Annotated in this window: 14 protein-coding genes; 4 read left to right on the forward strand and 10 right to left on the reverse strand. The window is 59.5% G+C overall.

From position 1 onward, the window contains the following. The first annotated feature begins 63 nt into the window (after positions 1-63). Positions 64-2,649: a leucine--tRNA ligase gene (leuS, locus tag F8N80_RS11890; RefSeq protein ID WP_150783953.1), complete on the forward strand. Its 2,586-nt coding sequence runs from the start codon at positions 64-66 to the stop codon at positions 2,647-2,649. A gap of 382 nt (positions 2,650-3,031) precedes the next feature. Here the strand turns inward: leuS and aceA are convergent, their stop codons facing one another. From aceA to F8N80_RS11940, 9 genes are all read right to left on the reverse strand, one after another. After that, on the reverse strand, positions 3,032-4,357 hold the full coding sequence (gene aceA, locus F8N80_RS11900) for an isocitrate lyase (RefSeq protein ID WP_008032724.1): 1,326 nt from the start codon (positions 4,355-4,357) through the stop codon (positions 3,032-3,034). 475 nt (positions 4,358-4,832) lie between these two features. Next, on the reverse strand, positions 4,833-5,594 hold the full coding sequence (locus F8N80_RS11905; protein ID WP_150746597.1) for a secretin N-terminal domain-containing protein: 762 nt from the start codon (positions 5,592-5,594) through the stop codon (positions 4,833-4,835). Positions 5,595-5,867: 273 nt separating this feature from the next. After that, on the reverse strand, positions 5,868-6,293 hold the full coding sequence (locus tag F8N80_RS11910; RefSeq protein ID WP_150746596.1) for a GNAT family N-acetyltransferase: 426 nt from the start codon (positions 6,291-6,293) through the stop codon (positions 5,868-5,870). Further along, positions 6,286-7,455: a ribosomal protein uL16 3-hydroxylase gene (locus F8N80_RS11915; RefSeq protein ID WP_150746595.1), complete on the reverse strand. Its 1,170-nt coding sequence runs from the start codon at positions 7,453-7,455 to the stop codon at positions 6,286-6,288. Before F8N80_RS11915 ends, F8N80_RS11910 begins: the two co-directional genes overlap by 8 nt. Before the next feature lie 86 nt (positions 7,456-7,541). Beyond that, positions 7,542-8,912 (reverse strand): adenylosuccinate lyase, encoded by a 1,371-nt coding sequence (purB, locus tag F8N80_RS11920; protein WP_150746594.1) that lies wholly within the window; start codon positions 8,910-8,912, stop codon positions 7,542-7,544. Positions 8,913-9,038: 126 nt separating this feature from the next. Then, positions 9,039-9,662 (reverse strand): high frequency lysogenization protein HflD, encoded by a 624-nt coding sequence (gene hflD / locus F8N80_RS11925; protein WP_150783932.1) that lies wholly within the window; start codon positions 9,660-9,662, stop codon positions 9,039-9,041. Next, positions 9,659-10,804: a tRNA 2-thiouridine(34) synthase MnmA gene (mnmA, locus tag F8N80_RS11930; protein ID WP_150746593.1), complete on the reverse strand. Its 1,146-nt coding sequence runs from the start codon at positions 10,802-10,804 to the stop codon at positions 9,659-9,661. The genes hflD and mnmA overlap by 4 nt, the downstream gene beginning before the upstream one ends. Positions 10,805-10,863: 59 nt before the next feature. Continuing rightward, positions 10,864-11,310 (reverse strand): NUDIX hydrolase, encoded by a 447-nt coding sequence (locus tag F8N80_RS11935; RefSeq protein WP_150746592.1) that lies wholly within the window; start codon positions 11,308-11,310, stop codon positions 10,864-10,866. Between the two features lie 230 nt (positions 11,311-11,540). Beyond that, a complete protein-coding gene (locus F8N80_RS11940; protein WP_150746591.1) occupies positions 11,541-13,766 on the reverse strand; it encodes an NADP-dependent isocitrate dehydrogenase in 2,226 nt (741 codons plus the stop codon). Positions 13,767-14,262: 496 nt separating this feature from the next. Here F8N80_RS11940 and icd point away from each other — a divergent pair, with 496 nt between their 5' ends. Then, positions 14,263-15,519 (forward strand): NADP-dependent isocitrate dehydrogenase, encoded by a 1,257-nt coding sequence (icd, locus tag F8N80_RS11950; RefSeq protein WP_150746589.1) that lies wholly within the window; start codon positions 14,263-14,265, stop codon positions 15,517-15,519. An 82-nt stretch (positions 15,520-15,601) separates the two neighbouring features. Here icd and F8N80_RS11955 read toward each other — a convergent pair whose 3' ends face one another. Then, on the reverse strand, positions 15,602-15,898 hold the full coding sequence (locus F8N80_RS11955) for a cold shock domain-containing protein (RefSeq protein WP_318185857.1): 297 nt from the start codon (positions 15,896-15,898) through the stop codon (positions 15,602-15,604). A gap of 219 nt (positions 15,899-16,117) precedes the next feature. On the opposite strand from F8N80_RS11955, the gene clpS reads away from it, so the two are divergent. Next, positions 16,118-16,501 (forward strand): ATP-dependent Clp protease adapter ClpS, encoded by a 384-nt coding sequence (clpS, locus tag F8N80_RS11960; RefSeq protein ID WP_150746587.1) that lies wholly within the window; start codon positions 16,118-16,120, stop codon positions 16,499-16,501. Positions 16,502-16,531: 30 nt separating this feature from the next. Further along, positions 16,532-18,802: an ATP-dependent Clp protease ATP-binding subunit ClpA gene (gene clpA, locus F8N80_RS11965; protein WP_007946437.1), complete on the forward strand. Its 2,271-nt coding sequence runs from the start codon at positions 16,532-16,534 to the stop codon at positions 18,800-18,802. The last annotated feature ends 41 nt before the right edge of the window (positions 18,803-18,843 follow it).

Consider the following 18,843-nt stretch of genomic DNA (forward strand, 5'->3'; position numbering starts at 1 on the left):
TTTAAGGAGTGTGAGCCGAGCGAGTCATTTGTCGTTCAGCTCCAGCAATGTCAAGGAACCTCTATGCGACCGCAATATGATCCAGCCTGGGTAGAAAGTACGGTGCAAGCCAAATGGCTGCAAGATGATGTATTCAGGGCGGTCGAAGATGAAAGTCGGCCCAAGTTTTATGCCTGCTCCATGCTCCCTTACCCATCGGGAAAGTTGCACATGGGGCACGTGCGCAACTATACGATCAACGACATGTTGGCCCGTCATATGCGCATGAAAGGCTTCAACGTGCTAATGCCGATGGGGTGGGATGCTTTTGGCTTGCCGGCAGAGAATGCGGCCATGCAGTCGGGTGTTTCTCCCGCCGAGTGGACGCGGCTGAACATTGCGGATATGAAGGCGCAAATGCAGCCGCTGGGACTGGCTTTCGACTGGTCGCGCGAGATCGCCACCTGCGACCCGCAGTATTACAAGTGGAGTCAGTGGTTCTTCCTCAAGTTGCTGGAAAAGGGCGTGGCCTACAAGAAAACCCAGGCAGTCAACTGGGATCCTGTCGACCAAACGGTGCTGGCCAATGAGCAGGTGATCGACGGGCGAGGCTGGCGTTCGGGGGCGCTGGTCGAGACGCGGGAAATTCCCGGGTACTACCTGCGTATCACTCAATATGCCGAAGAGTTGCTGTCAGCCATCGACACACTCGATGGCTGGCCCGACAGGGTTCGCACCATGCAGCGCAACTGGATCGGCAAGGCCAGCGGTGTTCGTCTTGCCTTTGCCCACCAGATCCGGGATGCGTCGGGGCATCTGATCGATGCCGGCAGGCTGTGGGTGTTCACAACCCGCGTGGATACGCTTATGGGGGTGACCTTCTGTGCCATTTCTCCCGAGCATGCACTTGCCAGGCGTGCTCTGGAGCTTGATCCGAGCCTTGAGTTGCAGGTGCGGGCGTGTCGCCAGGCGGCAGAGGCCGGTCCGGCCTCCAGCGCCCAAGTGAAGATTGGCGTTCCCAGTGGCTTGCACGTCGAGCACCCGGTGACCGGCGAGCCTGTCGTCCTGTGGATTACCAACTATGTGCTCAGCGCATATGGTGAAGGCGCCTTGATGGCCGTGCCTGCCCACGATGAGCGTGACTTCGACTTTGCCAATCAATACGGTTTGCCTGTTCGTCAGGTCATTGCTTGCGACAATCAGGTCTATGACTTTCAGGACTGGTCGGACAGCCATGCCAGCCGGGACGGCCATCTCATCAACTCCGGCGCCTACGATGGGCTGACAGTCGCACAAGCCACCCAGGCCATTATCGCTGCGTTGGTTGAACGTGGGATGGGTGAGGAAGCTACCACCTGGCGCCTGCGCGATTGGGGGATTTCACGGCAGCGTTACTGGGGGACCCCAATCCCCATCATCCATTGTGAGCACTGTGGCGACGTCCCGGTACCGTACTCGGATCTGCCCGTGGTGTTACCGACCGATTGCATTCCCGATGGCAGCGCGAATCCGTTGCTGGCGCATGACGGGTTTCTCCATGTGGCTTGCCCGCGTTGCGCGGCTCCGGCGCTGCGTGAGACGGACACCATGGATACCTTCGTCGACTCAAGCTGGTATTTCATGCGCTATTGCGATCCCGACAGTGATGCCGCGATGGTCGGGCCTGGCAGCCGATACTGGATGCCCATGGATCAATACATCGGCGGTATCGAGCACGCGGTGTTGCATTTGCTGTACGCCAGGTTCTGGGCCCGGGCAATGCGGGATGAAGGGTTGGTGGCGTTCAGCGAACCGTTCAAGAACCTGTTCACCCAAGGCATGCTGCTGCGGGAAAGTTATTACCGCAAAGCGGATGATGGCAGTCGGCGATGGTTTTATCCCGCGCAGGTGACGGTCGAGTACGATGAAAAAAGTCGCCCGGTAAGGGCTACGGCGCTTGAGGACGGCTTGCCTGTCACCATCGGCGGCGTGGAAAAAATGTCGAAGTCGAAGAACAACGTCGTCGAGCCGAAGGACATCATCGACAAGTTCGGCGCCGACACGGCACGTTTGTTTACCATTTTTGCCGGGCCTCCCGACCAGAGCACGATCTGGAGCGACAGTGGGGTCGAGGGGGCTTATCGCTTCCTGCGCCGGCTATGGACTTTTGCCTATGAAGGTCAGGCACGGGAGGGCGATCCGGTCGAGGACGTTGCCGAATCCAGACGCGTGCGCTTTGAGATGCATCGCTTGCTGCAGCAGGTCAACAACGATTACGAACGGATGCAATACAACACGGTAGTGTCGGGTGCGATGAAGATGCTCAAGGTGCTGGAGGGGGGCAGGGCTGCCAGCCAGCAGGTGGCCGACGAGGGGAAGGCGATCCTGTTGCAGGTCCTGTATCCCGTGACGCCGCACATCGCCCAGATACTCTGGGCGCAACTGGGTTTCGCAGGTGACATCTACGACAGTGCGTGGCCTGTGCCGGACGATGAAGCCTTGAAACAGCACGAAGTAAAAATGATGGTGCAAGTCAACGGCAAGTTGCGTGGGGAAATCCTGATCCAGGCTGATGCCGATCACGATGCAATACGGATCCAGGCATTGGCTGATCCAGTGTTGCGCAGCCATCTCGAAGGCGCGAACAGGATGATCGTGGTGCCCAACCGACTGGTTAACTTCATCATCTGATTCCCGGTCGCTTACTCCTGTAGGAGCGAGCGGTGCGACGATTCGACTTGCCCGCGAACCAGGCGCCGCGGTGTATCTGTAATACCGCGTTACCGTTCTTCGCCTGTAGGAGCGAGGCTTGCCCGCGAACCAGGCGCCGCGATGTATCTGTAATACCGCGTTACCGTTCTTCGCCTGTAGGAGCGAGGCTTGCCCGCGAACCAGGCGCCGCGGTGTATCTGTAATACCGCGTTACCGTTCTTCGCCGGCAAGCCTGGCTCCTACAGGGGGTGGGTGAATCCCGGGCAAAAAAACGCCCCGAACCAGTCGGGGCGTCAGATGGGCGGCGTTACGGTTAGCTTTCTATTCGATCCGCAGCGGCCGTTTGTTCAGGTGCCGCCAATCAGTGGAACTGTTCTTCTTCAGTCGACCCGGTCAGCGCGGTCACCGAAGACGAACCACCCTGGATCACGGTGGTCATGTCGTCGAAGTAGCCGGTGCCTACTTCCTGCTGGTGAGCCACGAAGGTGTAACCCTTGGCGGCATCGGCGAACTCTTGCTCTTGCAGTTTCACGTAGGCGGTCATGTCGTTGCGGGCGTAGTCGTGCGCCAGGTTGAACATGCTGTGCCACATGTTGTGAATGCCGGCCAGGGTGATGAACTGGTGCTTGTATCCCATGGCGGACAGTTCACGCTGGAACTTGGCGATGGTCGCGTCGTCCAGGTTTTTCTTCCAGTTGAAGGAAGGCGAGCAGTTGTACGACAGCAGTTGGTCCGGGTATTCCTTTTTGATCGCTTCGGCGAAGCGACGAGCCTCGTCCAGGTCCGGCTTGGCGGTTTCGCACCAGATCAGGTCGGCGTACGGCGCGTAAGCCAGGCCGCGAGCGATGGCCTGGTCGAGACCGGCGCGTACTTTATAGAAGCCTTCCTGGGTGCGTTCGCCAGTCACGAATGGCTGGTCGTACGGGTCGCAATCGGAGGTCAGCAGGTCAGCCGCGTTGGCGTCGGTACGGGCCAGGATGATGGTCGGCGTGCCGGCCACGTCAGCCGCCAGACGGGCAGCGGTCAGCTTCTGCACAGCTTCCTGGGTTGGCACCAGGACCTTGCCGCCCATGTGCCCGCATTTTTTCACGGACGCCAGTTGGTCTTCGAAGTGAACGCCGGCGGCGCCTGCTTCGATCATGCTCTTCATCAGCTCGTAGGCGTTCAATACGCCGCCGAAACCGGCTTCGGCGTCAGCCACGATCGGGGCGAAGTAGTCGATGTAACCTTCGTCGCCCGGGCCTTTGCCGGCTTTCCACTGGATCTGGTCGGCACGACGGAACGAGTTGTTGATGCGCTTGACCACGGTTGGAACCGAATCCACTGGGTACAGCGACTGGTCCGGGTACATCGATTCGGCGGAGTTGTTGTCCGCAGCCACTTGCCAGCCTGACAGGTAGATCGCCTGGATACCGGCCTTGACTTGTTGCACAGCCTGGCCACCGGTCAGGGCGCCCATGCAGTTGACGAAATCTTTCTCGGGGCGGAAGGACGGCTTGGCGCCCTGGGTCACCAGGTTCCACAGTTTCTCGGCGCCGAGTTTTGCAAAGGTGTGCTCAGGTTGAACCGAGCCACGCAGGCGGACGACGTCAGCAGCGGAGTAAGCGCGTGTCACGCCTTTCCAGCGTGGGTTTTCAGCCCAGTCTTTTTCGAGGGCTGCAATTTGCTGTTCGCGTGTCAGTGCCATGGAGATAAACCTCGTCGCGTCTTTTACGGAAAGTTGTTCTGCGGTGAAAAATTCATGCGCTCGCAGACCCGAAGCTTAGGCGGTCAAATCGAATTCGGCGGGGTGGCGACGGGAAAAACGATGGCTCGAGGGGAAAGTGAGCAGGTAAGGGCGAACTGGCGAGCGCATTCGGGCGTCGTGGGCCTCTATACGAACTTCAGTGCGATGCCGGGTTTACCTAAATACGCTTCCGTCCCTCGGGACAACTTCGTTCCAGTCGGCAACCTCGTCAAACACACCTTGTGGGCGGTACAGACACGAAGCGGCTCGCGGGGTAGGTGCGAACATCGCTTCGAAGGCCCTTGCCAGGGCCTCTGATCAGCGGGAGCGAGGCCATCATGCCTTTGCTTTTTTGTATCGTCAAACGTTTTGTAGTGCTTTTTTTTGAGCACTACATCTTTGGTCTAATACGACTAATCAGTCAGTTTTCGGTGATTCAGTCCAAAGTATCGACTTTCACCCGCAGGGTCATGTCATCCCGGCCCTGGGTCGAGTGGCTGCGGGTCAGGCCTTGTTTATCGGCCTGGGTCTGGCGATTCGCACCGGCCAGGGTGATCCACTCGCCCAGGCGTCCCGTGACAGTTGTGTCGGTACTTTGCACGTTCACTACATCGGGACGTTCCTGGTTGATACGGTCACGATGGCTGCTGATTTCCAGGTGAACGGTTTCTCCGGTGACGCTGGCGGTGACGTAGAAACCCTGGGTAACGTTGCGGTACTCGGTCTGGCTGCGCAGGTCACCGTAGGAGTCGATTTGCGTGCTGGTCAGCGGTACGCTCTGGCCGATCCGGATCAGGGCCGGCGCACCTTCGCTGGCCTGGATTTGCTGGATGCCGCCGTCACGGCTGTCGGTGCTGCGATTGATGATGCGGGTCTGGCCCGGCCTGGCGCCGTTCACCGAGTAACCCCGGTCATCCTGAAAGTTGTTTTCGTTGGTGTCGACGGTGATCAGCAAGCGCTTGGGTTGGGTATCGAGGTGGGCGATAAGGGCTTTAAGTTCGTCGATCTTGCGTTGATCGGCCTTGACGATCAGTTGGTTGCCGTAGGCGCTGACCTGGCCTTCGTTGCCGATGAAATCCTGCGCCATCGGCAGCATGTCGGTGCTGGTGTGATAGTTCAAAGGCACGACCTCGGTGGCGGCCATGACCGAGCAACTGCAGGTCAGCAGCAGCGTGGTGAGCAGGGTGCGTGGGGACATGTCCGTTATCTCCGAGGTTGTCGTGTGTGTAGGAGCGAGCTGCTCCTACAAGGGTTTGATATTGCCAGTTTGTCGGCCTGGGGTGGGGCAAGTTGAATCGTAGACAGCAAAACGCCCCGGCATCCGAGGATGGCGGGGCGTTTTGTGGTGTTCTTCAGGGCCTCTTCGCGAGCAAGCCCGCTCCCACATTAGATTTGTGAGTTGCCATGGATTTCGGCAGTGCCATAAATCCAGTGTGGGAGTGGGCTTGCTCGCGAAGGGCGCGCCTCGGTCTCAAGCCGAATGACGGACCATGTCCACATGCGGAATCCCGGCTTCGAGGAACTCCTCACTGACCAGGCTGAAACCCAGGCGCTCGTAGAACGCCGTGGCCTGCACTTGCGCGCTCAGCATCTGCTGCTTCAGTCCGCGTTTCTCGGCTTCGCCGATGACGGCTTGCACCAGCGTATCGCCGACCTTCAAGCCGCGCCAGTCCTTGAGCACCGATACCCGGCCGATGTGGCCATCGGGCAGCAGGCGGGCGGTGCCCACCGGAAAGTCGCCTTCGAGCGCGAGGAAATGCACCGCGCCCTGGTCATCGGCATCCCATTCCAGTTCTGGCGGAACGGACTGCTCGGCGACGAACACCGTCTCACGAATGCGCCGGATCTCGGCGTTGTCCTTTTGCCAGTCTGCGACACGTACGTGAATCTTATTCATCGGCAAACCCCAGGCTTCCTTGCTTGATCAGTTCACACAGCAGGCCGCGACCGTCTTCGTCGCTCAACCAGTCGCCGAGATTGTCGACGTGCAGTGCATCGGCGGCGCAAATCATCTTGAGAAGCTCGCGCAGTTTGCCCGGCAGGTAACGACTCTGGCCGCTGGCGAACAGCAGCAGGTCGTCATCGACTTCGGACCAGGCCAGGCGCGCACTTGGGTTGCGGATCAGCACCGCACCTTGCTCGAGGCTGGCGAGCAGGTCGTCTTCTTCGATTTCTTCCGGGCCGACCACCAGCTCCGGGTAACGCGGCTCGGTCATGAATTGGCCGAACCAGGTCAGCAACAGGCGCTCATCGCTCATGTGCTCGGCCAGCAGGCCTTTCAAACGATCGAGGGCGTCGTGCTGGATCTGGTGCGGATCGGCCGCAGGCAGGGCGTCGGCGTCGGTGTAGCGCTCTTCGTCCGGCAGGAACTGGCTGAGGAAGTCGGTGAAGTGGGTCAGCACTTCAGCGGCGCTCGGCGCGCGGAAACCTACCGAGTAGGTCAGGCAGTCGTCGACGGCAACGCCGCAATGGGCCAGGCGCGGCGGCAGGTACAGCATGTCGCCCGGTTCCAGGACCCACTCGTCGGTGGCTTCGAAGTCGGCGAGGATGCGCAGGTCGGCGTGTTGCAGCAGCTTGCTCTCGGAATCGCACATCTGGCCGATCTTCCAGTTGCGCTTGCCATGGCCCTGCAGCAGGAACACGTCGTAGTTGTCGAAGTGCGGACCGACGCTGCCACCCGGGGCGGCGAAGCTGATCATCACGTCGTCGATGCGCCAGCTCGGCAGGAAGCGGAAGTTCTCCAGCAGCTCGGCGACTTCCGGCACGAATTGGTCGACGGCTTGAACCAGCAGGGTCCAGTCACGTTCCGGCAGCTTGCTGAACTCGTCTTCGGCGAACGGGCCGCGGCGCAATTCCCAAGGGCGCTCGCCGTTCTCGATGATCAGGCGCGACTCAACTTCTTCTTCCAGCGCCAGGCCGGCCAGTTCGTCGGCGTCGATCGGGCTTTCGAATTCAGGCATCGCCTGACGGATCAGCAGGGGTTTTTTCTGCCAGTAGTCGCGCAGGAATTCGCGCGCCGTGATGCCGCCCAGAAGTTGAAGAGGAATGTCAGGATTCATGTGTAACCTATTGAAAAAAAGCACTTTTCAGACGGGAATAAAAACGCCCGGCGCTGCCGGGCGTCTCAAACGGGTACAGCGGTCGATCAGATGCGCCTGGCTTGCTCTACAGCGTTGCCGATGTAGTTCGCCGGGGTGAGCAGTTTCAGCTCGGCCTTGGCCGCGGCTGGCATGTCCAGGCCGTCGATGAAAGTTTGCAGTGCTTCAGGGCTGATGCCCTTGCCACGGGTCAATTCTTTCAGCTTTTCGTACGGGTTTTCGATGTTGTAGCGACGCATCACGGTCTGGATCGGCTCGGCCAATACTTCCCAGCAGGCGTCCAGGTCGGCAGCGATCTTCTGAGCGTTGAGCTCCAGCTTGCTGATGCCCTTGAGGCTGGCTTCGTAGGCGATCACGCTGTGGGCGAAGCCGACACCGAGGTTGCGCAGTACGGTGGAGTCGGTCAGGTCGCGCTGCCAGCGGGAGATCGGCAGCTTGCTCGCCAGGTGCTGGAACAATGCATTGGCGATACCCAGGTTGCCTTCGGAGTTCTCGAAGTCGATCGGGTTGACCTTGTGCGGCATGGTCGACGAACCGATTTCGCCAGCGATGGTGCGCTGTTTGAAATAACCCAGGGAAATGTAGCCCCAGATGTCGCGGTCGAAGTCGATCAGGATGGTGTTGAAGCGCGCGATCGCGTCGAACAGCTCGGCGATGTAGTCGTGCGGTTCGATCTGCGTGGTGTACGGGTTGAAGCCCAGGCCCAGCTCGTCTTCGATGAAGGCGCGGGCGTTTTCTTCCCAGTCGATCTCGGGGTAGGCCGACAGGTGAGCGTTGTAGTTGCCGACAGCGCCGTTGATCTTGCCCAGCAGCGGAACGGCCGCAACTTGAGCGATTTGACGCTCCAGGCGGTAAACCACGTTCGCCAGCTCTTTGCCCAGGGTGGTCGGCGAAGCCGGTTGACCGTGGGTGCGCGACAGCATCGGCACGTCGGCGAAACGCACAGCCAGTTCACGGATCGCTTCAGCAGTTTGACGCATCAGCGGCAGCATCACGTCATCGCGGCCTTCGCGCAGCATCAGGGCGTGGGACAGGTTGTTGATGTCCTCGCTGGTGCAGGCAAAGTGGATGAATTCGCTGACCTTGGCCAGTTCCGGCAGCTTGGCCGCTTGCTCTTTGAGCAGGTATTCGATGGCCTTGACGTCGTGGTTGGTGGTGCGCTCGATCTCTTTGACGCGCTCGGCGTGCTCCAGGGCGAAGTTGTCCGCCAGGGTGTTCAGCACAGCGTTGGCTTCGGCGGAGAACGCCGGCACTTCGCTGATGCCTGGGTGAGCGGCCAGGCGCTGGAGCCAGCGCACTTCAACCAGGACGCGAGCACGGATCAGGCCGTATTCGCTGAAAATCGGGCGCAGGGCCTGGGTTTTGCCGGCGTAGCGGCCGTCAACAGGGGAAACCGCAGTGAGCGAAGAAAGCTGCATGGGGTGTTCTCGGACAGTCGGGCAACGAAATGGGGCGCGTATCATACATGAAAAAATCCGCCGGTCCGTTGCCAACTGACCGGCGTATTACGCGTTACAGATCTGAAACAGTGTTGCGGGCGCGGTTCAGCTGCTGCGCATCAGCGGGTAAAGCTCTTTGAGCAACTTGCGACGGCTGATCACCAGCTGCCAGCGATGTCCGCCCAACTGCCGCCACAGGCGTGCCGAACGAATCCCGGCCAGCAACAGGGCGCGGATTTTCGAAGCGTTGCTCGGTTGCTGCAGGTTGCGCATGTCGCCATGGACCTGAATTCGCTGGCGCAAGGTGCTCAGCGTGTCCTGGTACAGCGCGCCGCAGGCGGCAATCACGTTTTCGTGCGCCGGACCGAAGTGCTCGACCTGGGACTGAATCTGCGGCAGACGCTTGCCGATTTCGTCCAGCATGTCGTTGCGTTTGGCCAGCTGGCGCTCCAGGCCAAGCATGGCCAGCGCATAGCGCAGCGGTTCGCGCTGAAGGGTGCTGGGGTCGCGTTCCAGGGCGCCAATCAGCGCACGGTAACCTTCACGCAGATTGAGGTCGTCGCCGCCGTACACTTCCAGAGTGTCCTTGGGGTCGCGAATCAGCAGGCTGCCGAGCATGCAGGTCAGGCCGGCTTCGGTGGTCTGGCCGGTCTTGGCGATCTTGTCGACCAGTACCGCGGCGAGAAACACCCCGCCCAGTGCCGTCAATTGCTCCTGGGTCGGGTTCATTGGGCTTGGCCCTTGCTGGTGCTTTTGCTCGTCCAGGGTTCGGCAATTTCGATCACGCCGCCGCCGAGGCAGATTTCACCGTCGTAGAACACCACCGATTGTCCCGGGGTCACCGCGCGTTGCGGGTCATCGAAGGTCGCGCGGTAGCCGGTGGCGGTCTTTTCCAGGATGCAGGGTTGATCGCTCTGGCGATACCGGACCTTGGCGGTCAGCTTGCGCGGCTCGGTCAGGTCGATCGGGTTGACCCAATAGATATCCGAGGCGAGCAGGGCGCGGGAAAACAGATAAGGGTGGTCATTGCCCTGGCCAACGATCAGCTCGTTGTGCTCCAGGTCTTTGATCAGCACGTACCACGGTTCGTCACCGGCGTCTTTCAGGCCGCCGATACCGAGGCCCTGACGCTGGCCGATGGTGTGGTACATCAAGCCGTGGTGACGGCCGATGACTTCACCTTCGGTGGTCTTGATCTCGCCCGGCTGGGCCGGCAGGTACTGCTTGAGGAAGTCGCTGAAGCGGCGTTCGCCGATAAAGCAGATCCCGGTGGAATCCTTTTTCTTCGCGGTGGCCAGCTGGTGTTTCTCGGCGATCGCGCGCACTTCGGGCTTTTCCAGCTCGCCGACCGGGAACAGGGTCTTGGCGATCTGTTCACCGCCGACGGCATGCAGGAAGTAGCTCTGGTCCTTGTTCGGGTCCAGGCCCTTGAGCAGCTCGGTGCGGCCATCGATGTCACGGCGACGCACGTAGTGACCGGTGGCAATCAGGTCGGCGCCGAGCATCATGGCGTAGTCGAGGAACGCCTTGAACTTGATCTCGCGGTTACACAGGATGTCTGGGTTCGGCGTGCGACCGGCCTTGTATTCGGCCAGGAAATGCTCGAACACGTTGTCCCAGTACTCGGCGGCGAAGTTGGCGGTGTGCAGCTTGATGCCAATCCTGTCGCACACGGCCTGGGCGTCCGCCAGGTCATCCATGGCGGTGCAATATTCCGTTCCATCGTCTTCTTCCCAGTTCTTCATGAACAGGCCTTCCACCTCATAACCCTGCTCGATCAGCAGGAGAGCGGAAACGGAAGAGTCCACGCCGCCGGACATGCCGACAATGACGCGCTTCTTTTGTGTGTCAGAAGGGGCTGGATCACGCATAGGGATTCAATGAGTGTCTTGAAAAAGGACGCGATTCTAGCAGGCTCAAGCCTGCAAGGCTAAAGAGAAGGGCGGATCAATTCCAGACCGAAGTGTTGACCGTCCAGATAATCATCGATGCAACGGATGATCAACTCACTGCGCCAGTTTGCGCGCTGTTCGAGCAATTCGTCACGCGTCAGCCACTTGGCGCCGACGATGCCGTCGTCCAGTTGATAGTCCGGGTGATGTTTGAGCGGTTTGGCGCTGAAGCAGACCCGCTGGTAGGTTACGCCATTGCTCGGGGCGGTGTAGAGGTAGATGCCTGTGACGCCTGTCGGTTCGACGTCCCAGCCGGTTTCCTCGAGGGTTTCGCGGATGGCGGCTTCGATCAGGGTTTCGTCCGGGTCGAGGTGGCCGGCGGGCTGGTTGAGTACCGTTCGTCCGTGCTTGAGTTCTTCGACCATCAGGAAGCGGCCGTTGTCCTCGACTATGGTGGCGACGGTGATGTGGGGTTTCCAGTCCATAGAGCTTCCTCGATTTTGGGTTTGCAAAGATTTCAATGTGGGAACCGGCCCCTGTGGGAGCGGGCTTGCTCGCGAAAGCGGTGGGTCAGTCAATAGAGATGTTGAATGATAAACCGCTTTCGCGAGCAAGCCCGCTCCCACATTGGTCCAGTGTTCACATTGAACGTGTGTGAACGCCAGAAACACAAACCCCGGCACATGGCCGGGGTTTGTGATGTTCCCTTACAACCTTAAACCAACGCAGCGATCGCAGCGTTGAAGGTGTTGCTCGGGCGCATGGCCTTGCTGATCAGCTCGGCATTGGCGTGGTAGTAACCGCCGATGTCCACTGGCTTGCCCTGAACGGCGTTGAGCTCGGCAACGATGGTCGCTTCGTTCTCGGCCAGGGTTTTAGCAAGCTCGCCGAACTGCGCTTGCAGTGCAGCGTCTTCGGTCTGGGCGGCCAGGGCTTGTGCCCAGTACAGCGCCAGGTAGAAGTGACTGCCGCGGTTGTCGATGTTGCCGACTTTGCGCGATGGCGACTTGTTGTTGTCCAGGAACTGGCCGGTGGCCTGATCCAGGGTCTTGGCCAGAACCAGCGCCTTGGGGTTGTTGTAGGTCACACCCAGGTGCTCGAGGGAAGCGGCCAGGGCCAGGAACTCGCCCAGGGAATCCCAGCGCAGGAAGTTCTCTTCCAGCAGCTGCTGCACGTGCTTCGGTGCCGAACCGCCGGCGCCGGTTTCGAACAGGCCGCCGCCGTTCATCAGCGGCACGATCGACAGCATCTTGGCACTGGTGCCCAGTTCCATGATCGGGAACAGGTCGGTCAGGTAGTCGCGCAATACGTTGCCGGTCACCGAGATGGTGTCTTTGCCTGCGCGAGTGCGGTCCAGGGTGAACTTCATCGCGTCGACTGGCGACATGATGCGGATCTCCAGTCCTGCGGTGTCGTGATCCTTCAGGTAAGCCTGAACTTTCTCGACGACTACGCCGTCGTGGGCGCGCATCGGGTCCAACCAGAAAATCGCTGGCGTGCTGCTCGCGCGAGCACGGTTGACGGCCAGTTTGACCCAGTCCTGGATCGGCGCGTCTTTGGTCTGGCACATGCGGAAGATGTCGCCGGCTTCAACCGACTGTTCCAGCAGCAGGCCGCCTTTGCTGTCGGTAACGCGGACAACACCGTTGGTCTTGATCTGGAACGTCTTGTCGTGGGAACCGTACTCTTCGGCTTTTTTCGCCATCAGGCCAACGTTCGGCACGCTGCCCATGGTGGTCGGATCGAAGGCGCCGTGTTTCTTGCAGTCTTCGATCACCGCCTGGTAGATGGTGGCGTAGCAGCGATCCGGGATCACCGCCTTGGTGTCGTGCAGCTGGCCGTCAGTGCCCCACATTTTGCCGGAGTCACGGATCATCGCTGGCATCGAGGCATCGACGATCACGTCGCTCGGCACGTGCAGGTTGGTGATGCCTTTGTCGGAGTTGACCATGGCCAACGACGGACGAACGGCGTAGACCGCCTGGATGTCCGCTTCGATCGCCGCTTGCTGCTCGGCAGGCAAGGCCTTGATGCGAGCGTACAGGTCGCCGATGCCGTTGTTCAGGTTGAAGCCGATCTGTGCCAGCACATCAGCGTGCTTGGCCAGTGCGTCTTTATAGAACTCGGCAACGATCTGGCCGAACATGATCGGGTCGGAGACCTTCATCATGGTGGCTTTCAAGTGAACCGACAGCAGCACGCCTTTGGCTTTGGCGTCTTCGATTTCGGCGGCGATGAAGCTGCGCAGCGCGTTTTTGCTCATGACTGCGCAATCGAGAATCTCACCGGCTTGCACGGTGGTCTTTTCTTTCAGGACGGTGGTGGTGCCGTCTTGAGCGATCAGTTCGATTTTGACGGCGTCAGCGGCGTCGATCAGGGCGGCTTTTTCGCTGCCGTAGAAATCGCCGGTGCTCATGTGCGCAATGTGGGACTTGGAGTCCGCAGCCCAGGCGCCCATTTTGTGCGGGTGCTTGCGTGCGTAGTTCTTGACCGACAGCGGCGCACGACGATCGGAGTTGCCTTCGCGCAGGACCGGGTTCACGGCGCTGCCCTTGATCTTGTCGTAACGCGACTTGGCGAGCTTGTCGGCGTCGCTGGTCACGGTTTCCGGATAGTCCGGCACTGCGAAGCCCTGGGCTTGCAGTTCCTTGATTGCGGCTTGCAGTTGCGGAACCGAGGCGCTGATGTTCGGCAACTTGATGATGTTGGCTTCCGGCGTGACGGCCAGGTCGCCCAGTTCGGCGAGGTGGTCGGCGACGGCTTTGTCACCCAGTTGCTCGGGGAAGCTGGCCAGGATGCGCCCTGCAAGAGAGATATCGCGGGTTTCCACGGCGATATCAGCCGAGGCGGTGAAAGCCTCTACGATAGGCAACAGTGAATAGGTGGCGAGGGCGGGAGCTTCGTCGGTGAAGGTATAGATGATCTTCGAACGGGTGGGCATATTCGGATTAACTCTCTCTTCTTTGCTAAAGCGTGCGCAGAAAAACTCGAGGGGCGCCGGGTAAGCGCGTTCGTTCAAAGTCATCCATGAGCCGAATGTCGAGATTTGTGCGCGGTGATGTTGGGTGCATCAGTCGAGCGTCAAGCGGTTGGACTGCGGTAACAGTCCTGCTTTTTCGGGCCAAAGGCCTTGTAGTAGAAAGGTCGGCCGTCGTGACTCTGTGGTCAGCGGACCGCATTATACATAGGTAGCTGGCAATCTGCCGATGGTTCATGCACATCGATTGACGTCCATTGGTCTAAAGGTCGCAGGGGAGGGCTGGGCGTAGAGTCTTGTACCGTGCTTGTGTTTGGCGCTTTTCCCTTTGCTTTCAAGCTTGTAGGCCCCGAACCGTGCAGCTTTGCGGCAGATGGGTGGAACATAGGGTTTGCGCGCCGAATTAACTGGGTTACGCTCGAACCAAGCCAGATGTTCAATCCAATCAATGGAGTTCAGCATGGGTTACAAGAAGATTCAGGTTCCAGCCGTCGGCGACAAAATCACCGTCAATGCAGACCATTCTCTCAATGTTCCTAATAACCCGATCATCCCCTTCATCGAAGGCGACGGCATCGGGGTTGATATCAGCCCCGTCATGATCAAGGTTGTCGATGCTGCTGTTAAGAAGGCTTACGGCGGCGAGCGCAAAATTTCCTGGATGGAAGTCTACGCCGGGGAGAAAGCGACTCAGGTATACGATCAGGACACCTGGCTGCCTCAGGAAACCCTGGACGCGGTCAAGGATTACGTGGTTTCCATCAAGGGCCCCCTGACCACCCCGGTCGGCGGTGGCATCCGTTCCCTGAACGTGGCCCTGCGCCAGCAACTCGACCTGTATGTCTGCCTGCGCCCGGTGCGCTGGTTCGAAGGCGTGCCTAGCCCGGTCAAGAAGCCAGGCGACGTCGACATGACCATCTTCCGCGAAAACTCGGAAGACATTTATGCCGGTATCGAGTGGAAGGCCGGTTCGCCGGAAGCGACCAAGGTCATCAAGTTCCTCAAAGAAGAAATGGGCGTCACCAAGATCCGTTTCGACGAAAACTGCGGCATCGGCGTCAAGCCGGTATCCCTGGAAGGGACCAAGCGTCTGGCGCGCAAGGCCCTGCAGTATGTGGTCGACAACGACCGCGACTCGCTGACCATCGTGCACAAAGGCAACATCATGAAGTTCACCGAAGGTGCCTTCAAGGAGTGGGCCTACGAAGTGGCGGCGGAAGAATTCGGCGCGACCCTGCTCGATGGCGGTCCGTGGATGCAGTTCAAGAACCCGAAAACCGGCAAGAACGTCATCGTCAAGGATGCCATCGCCGACGCCATGCTCCAGCAGATCCTGCTGCGCCCGGCCGAGTACGATGTGATCGCGACCCTGAACCTCAATGGCGACTACCTCTCCGACGCCCTGGCGGCCGAAGTGGGCGGTATCGGTATCGCGCCAGGTGCCAACCTGTCCGACACCGTGGCCATGTTCGAAGCCACCCACGGTACTGCGCCGAAATACGCCGGCAAGGACCAGGTCAACCCGGGTTCGCTGATCCTGTCCGCAGAGATGATGCTGCGTCACATGGGCTGGACCGAAGCGGCCGACCTGATCATCAAGGGCACCAATGGCGCAATTTCCGCCAGGACAGTGACCTATGACTTCGAGCGTCTGATGGAGGGCGCCACACTGCTGTCTTCTTCGGCGTTTGGTGATGCGCTGATCTCGCACATGTAAACGATTCGACGCACAAAAAAACCGCCCGACTCAAGTAATTGAGTCGGGCGGTTTTTTTATGACTGGATCCTAATGAAGCAGGTCAGTTCGACACGGTATCTTTTGGTGCGATGACATGGGGGGCGGACAGAGGCGTGCATGCCTTTATCTCCTGCGCCTGCAGACCCTTGGGTCCCTGAACGATGTTGAATGTCACTTCCTGCCCGGCCTTCAGGGTTTTATAACCCTCCATCTCAATGGTGGAATAGTGGGCAAAAAAATCGATGTGCTGGCCGTCCTGATCCAGGCCTTCCCGGGCATCGGTAATAATGAATCCATAACCCTTGGCATTGTTGAACCACTTGACCTTGCCGCTGACCTTCACGCCTGACATACCCATATCCCTCTGCAACAGACTCCATCACTGGAGTATCATCCAGTACATCCGCAGTCATTTCTTAGAAATAAGGTTGACTCCGCGGACCTTTTTTACCCACTGTGGGCTCTATTGGTTGTAACACCGTTTTGCCGATAGTCAAGGTGACCAGGCAGTCGGAGTTGAAATCGACGATGGTCGCCCCCACCACTGTATTCGCACAACTGACGAACCTTTCTTTCCATGCATGCAATCAGCCAGATTCGACTAACATTCAATCAGGATCGCCCGATTCTCCAGAAAGACCACCCGGAGGAGCACGACGACGATTCCGCAGGCATTGCTGTTCAGGAGGCCAAGCCTGCTTTACAGGCGCCGCCGATGTACAAGGTGGTTTTGTTCAACGATGACTACACACCGATGGATTTCGTCGTCGAAGTGCTCGAGGTGTTTTTTAACCTGAATCGCGAGCTGGCGACCAAGGTCATGCTGGCCGTCCACACAGAAGGACGGGCAGTATGTGGAGTGTTTACCCGCGACATCGCCGAGACAAAGGCCATGCAGGTCAACCAGTACGCCAGGGAAAGCCAGCATCCGCTACTCTGTGAAATCGAGAAGGACGGTTAATCGCCGACCACTTGGGTATGAGGTGAAGCTATGTTAAACCGCGAGCTCGAAGTCACCCTCAATCTTGCCTTCAAGGAGGCCCGATCGAAGCGTCATGAGTTCATGACCGTCGAACACCTCCTGCTGGCCCTATTGGACAATGAGGCTGCCGCCACCGTTTTGCGTGCCTGCGGCGCGAACCTCGACAAACTCAAGCATGATCTGCAGGAGTTCATCGACTCCACTACGCCGTTGATCCCCGTTCATGACGAGGATCGCGAGACCCAGCCAACCCTGGGCTTCCAGCGTGTTCTGCAGCGTGCTGTCTTTCACGTACAGAGCTCGGGCAAACGCGAAGTGACCGGTGCCAACGTGCTGGTTGCGATCTTCAGCGAACAGGAGAGTCAGGCGGTGTTCCTGCTGAAACAGCAGAGCGTCGCACGCATCGATGTCGTCAACTACATCGCCCATGGCATTTCCAAAGTGCCGGGGCACGGCGATCACTCTGAAGGTGAGCAAGATATGCAGGACGACGAGGGCGGCGAGTCTTCATCTTCAGGCAATCCCCTGGATGCTTATGCCAGCAATCTCAACGAGCTCGCGCGCCAGGGTCGTATCGATCCGTTGGTAGGCCGTGAGCTGGAAGTCGAGCGTGTCGCGCAGATCCTGGCGCGCCGTCGCAAGAACAATCCGCTGCTGGTGGGCGAGGCAGGCGTGGGTAAAACCGCGATTGCCGAAGGCCTGGCCAAGCGTATTGTCGACAACCAGGTGCCGGATTTGCTGGCCAACAGCGTGGTGTATTCCCTCGATCTGGGGGCCTTGCTGGCCGGGACCAAATACCGCGGCGATTTCGAGAAGCGCTTCAAGGCGCTGCTCAATGAGCTGAAAAAACGTCCGCAGGCGATCCTGTTCATCGACGAAATCCACACCATCATCGGTGCGGGTGCCGCGTCCGGTGGCGTCATGGATGCCTCGAACCTGCTCAAGCCGCTGCTGTCGTCCGGTGATATCCGTTGCATCGGTTCGACCACCTTCCAGGAATTCCGCGGGATCTTCGAGAAGGACCGTGCCTTGGCCCGGCGCTTCCAGAAGGTCGATGTGTCGGAGCCGTCGGTGGAAGACACCATCGGTATCCTGCGCGGCCTGAAAGGGCGTTTCGAAGCGCACCACAACATCGAATACAGCGATGAAGCACTGCGTGCGGCGGCTGAACTGGCCTCGCGCTACATCAATGACCGGCACATGCCGGACAAAGCCATCGACGTGATCGACGAGGCGGGCGCCTACCAGCGTCTGCAGCCGATCGAGAAGCGCGTGAAACGCATCGAAGTGCCTCAGGTCGAGGACATCGTCGCGAAAATCGCGCGGATTCCGCCTAAGCACGTCACCAGTTCCGACAAAGAGCTGCTGCGTAACCTTGAGCGTGACCTGAAACTGACGGTATTTGGCCAGGATGCCGCGATCGACTCGCTGTCGACCGCGATCAAACTGTCCCGTGCCGGCCTCAAGTCGCCTGACAAGCCTGTCGGTTCGTTCCTGTTCGCCGGGCCTACCGGCGTCGGCAAGACCGAAGCGGCGCGTCAGCTGGCCAAGGCGTTGGGGATCGAGCTGGTGCGCTTCGACATGTCCGAGTACATGGAGCGCCACACCGTATCGCGTCTGATCGGTGCGCCTCCAGGCTATGTGGGGTTCGATCAGGGCGGCCTGCTGACCGAAGCCATCACCAAGCAGCCTCACTGCGTGCTGTTGCTCGATGAAATCGAGAAGGCGCATCCGGAAGTCTTCAACCTGCTGCTGCAGGTCATGGACCACGGTACGCTGACCGATAACAACGGGCGCAAGGCGGACTTCCGTAACGTGATCGTCATCATGACGACCAACGCCGGTGCCGAAACCGCAGCCCGTGCTTCGATCGGTTTCACCCATCAGGACCACTCGTCCGATGCGATGGAAGTGATCAAGAAGAGCTTCACGCCGGAATTCCGCAACCGTCTGGACACCATTATCCAGTTTGGTCGCCTCAGCCATGAGGTCATCAAGAGCGTGGTGGACAAGTTCCTTACCGAACTTCAGGCGCAGCTGGAAGACAAGCGTGTGCAGCTGGAAGTGACGGACGCTGCGCGCAGCTGGCTGGCGGCAGGTGGCTACGACTCGGCAATGGGCGCCCGACCCATGGCGCGTTTGATCCAGGACAAGATCAAGCGTCCGCTGGCCGAAGAGATTCTCTTTGGCGAACTGGCCGACCATGGTGGCGTGGTGCACATCGACCTCAAGGACGGCGAGCTGACCTTCGAGTTCGAGACCACGGCTGAAATGGCCTGACGTTAACCGCAACAAAGCAAAAGGCGCCCAAAGGCGCCTTT

The sequence above is a fragment of the Pseudomonas fluorescens genome (assembly GCF_902497995.1).
GTDB classification, from domain to species: domain Bacteria; phylum Pseudomonadota; class Gammaproteobacteria; order Pseudomonadales; family Pseudomonadaceae; genus Aquipseudomonas; species Aquipseudomonas fluorescens_BK.